General features: G+C 48.6%; 2 protein-coding genes. Both read left to right on the top strand.

Features of this window, described 5'->3' with window-relative positions; all coding sequences use genetic code 11:
* Positions 1–117 precede the first annotated feature (117 nt).
* Positions 118–696: a hypothetical protein gene (locus GRS80_RS20680; RefSeq protein ID WP_235019699.1), complete on the top strand. Its 579-nt coding sequence runs from the start codon at positions 118–120 to the stop codon at positions 694–696.
* Positions 697–1276: 580 nt separating this feature from the next.
* On the top strand, positions 1277–2590 hold the full coding sequence (locus GRS80_RS09465; RefSeq protein WP_160047341.1) for an MFS transporter: 1314 nt from the start codon (positions 1277–1279) through the stop codon (positions 2588–2590).
* The last annotated feature ends 266 nt before the right edge of the window (positions 2591–2856 follow it).

Genomic DNA, 2856 nt, shown 5'->3' with positions numbered 1-2856 from the left:
GATCGTCCTCACTGAGGTGACGGACGATCTCTTTTTCTTGTCCCGCCATTACCCTACCAACTCAAAGCATACCTAAATCTTCTGTGAACCACTATCCTCCGGGAGCTCGTCTCCGCGTTGTTCTGGTCCATATTCGTCGTCTTCGGCTTCGTCGACCTCGGCAGCTTCCTCAAGGATGTCGTGGATTTCGTCGGTAATCTGCTCACGAGTCCGGTTTTGGTCGAGGGCCGCGTCGCCCTGGACGCGACGGCCGTCCAGGGCGACCTCGCCCATCTCTGCCATTCCAGCTTCCCGACAGAGGCGAAGAATCTCAACGAAGAGGTGCTCGAACTCTTCGCGGTGGTTCTTGCGGAAGAGGCTGATCGTGCGGAAGTCAGGGTGTTGATTCGCGGCAAGGTAGCGAAAGGCGATGTCACGTTCAAGGAGGCGGTCGAGTTTCCGGGAGCTGCGGATGCCGATGCAGTAGCCGAAAACGAGGACTTTGAGCATCATCACGGGATGGAAGGACGGCCGCCCGCGGCCGTCCTCCCGATTGTCCGGATAGAATGGGTCGAGCCGGCCCTCGTTGTCGAGATGATCAATAACGTCGGAAACGTAGCGTTCGAGACTATCCTCTTCGACCCACTCCGCGACGTTCTTTGGCAAGAGGTGTTGCTGATCTTGATCATATCGGATAAAATTGAACGTCACGGGTGAATCCTTACGCTATACAGGAGTTTCTGCTAGATAAGGTTCACGTCATGTGAGTTCTCTGCCGATATTTCTTGGACAGGCTCCTAGGCGAACTTTTTTCGAGACCCGAGCGCGACAGTGTCACGACCCCCGGGACAGCAGCGAGTTCACAGCTGACACCTCACTGACTCCTATCGGACAACGTGAATGTTAGTCCAGCAATAGAGACGTGTGGGCGTACGATTATAACGGGCTCTCCAGATATATTAGATAGGAATGGGGTGTCATTCCAATCTAAAATAATAACAACCTTAGTGAATTATTTTTTAATTTTAGAATGTATGTAAAAGAATCGATTTTGGGTATGGTGAGAAGATCTATCATAGACACTGATAAAGAATGCCACACACTGTCGTGGCGACAAAAGATAGAACGCCCACACGACCAACGGTGAGTACAGCACGCCAAGTGGTACTGATAAAGAGTGGATCGGGTATCGGAGCCACTCACCGCTGTCCGATAGAACGTTCATCCGTCTATCAAAAAGAACGATAAATTCCAAGATCGTATGGTTAACCAGGAGTATTACGGATAGTATATAACGATGTTCGGCCTCAGTCGGTACGAGCTTCGCTTTGCGCTGGTAATTAGTACAGCGCACCTCACACAACACTTTCTTATGAGGTTACTTCCACCGTTGATACCAGTTCTCGCTGTAGCTCTGGATTATCCACTTTGGCAGCTAGGGCTACTAATTAGCATTTATTCGGTGGGTGGAGGGATAGCACAAGCACCGCTGGGCATTCTGTCAGATCGGTACGATCGGTTGTACATTCTCCCAACAGGAATCGTCATCGCTAGCCTCTCGTATCTCATATTTGCTCTTTCACCTACGATAGGTAATACAATCCCAGGTCTATCTCTACTGGGGTACAGCTTTGCGGGCGGATTTATAGTGATGGTGGTGTCGATGCTCGGAGTCGGAATTGGTGCTGCAGTTGTCCATCCCACTGCATACCCGTTGATAACGGATAATATCGATAGAGAAAATAAAGGAAAAGTAATCGGCGGGTTTGGGAGTTTCGCAAAAATTGGGGACGCACTCTCGCCAACAATAATTGGGGTGTTGATATTAGTCCTCGTGTGGGAACAGATTATACTTGTACTCGGTACAATCGGCGTACTGGTTGGGATCGCTCTATATTTATTACTACGTGGAGACGAATTCACGACGAACCCAGTCGCAGAAGACCATCCACAGGGAGTAGTGTCGGATACCACTTCTGAAAATATATGGCAGGCAGATAATCGGACGTACTTATACCCATTGTTAGTAATCTACGTGTTTATCATAACCAAGATGATCCCTAGCAACGGGCTCAATGCATTTCTCCCGGTGTTCATCGTCGGGGTGTACGGGTATTCGACGGAACTGGTTGGAGTTTCAATGGGGGCGGAATCTATCGCAAATTTTTATTTCGCTACGCTTCTGTTTTCCGCTGCGTTCTCGCAGCTAATTCTTGGTGCTGTTACGGATCGGTACGATCCCAGAACGGTAATTTTAATTTGTTTAGGTGTATCGACGATAGGCCTTCTCGTACTGGCACTTTTTGATCTTTCAAAATTGCCGCTACTAGTAGTTATCATAGTACTTGGAGGGAGTTTATGGGGGACAAACCCAGCACGAGATACGCTTATCAGTAACATTACGCCCCCTGACAGAGAGGGGCGAACGTTCGGATATATTTGGACGTTCGTTCAGCTAACTGGCGCACTAATTCCGGTTCTCGTCGGGTACATAATCGACCTATTTGGATACAGAGAGGGGTTTCTACTGCTTACTGGAGGAGCAGTACTGTCATTTGTTTCAGTTAGTCTTCTATTCAGTAGTTATTTCTATGTAACTAACTCCATGTAGAGCAGGGCGAGCACTTGCACAAGCGAGGTTTATGTTAGTTGACGGGGTTCAATACTCCCCGTCGGATCGTGAATACAGTTGTGGGTGGTTTATTTGCTATTGGATAAAATGTTAGATGTTCGTTAGGTTAGGTAGTTTGCACACACTCATCAGTAACCGAAATGGGATAGTCGGTACTTCCCGACCGGTGTGAGAGCCGAAGCTAAAGCGTTGCTCTGATTGGGAGAATGTCCGGTTGAGAGAATGTGTTCACCATACCTCAACCA

The sequence above is a fragment of the Natrialba sp. INN-245 genome (assembly GCF_009807105.1).
Classification (GTDB): Archaea; Halobacteriota; Halobacteria; order Halobacteriales; family Natrialbaceae; genus Natrarchaeobius; species Natrarchaeobius swarupiae.
This window is presented reverse-complemented; position numbering and strand designations above follow the sequence as displayed.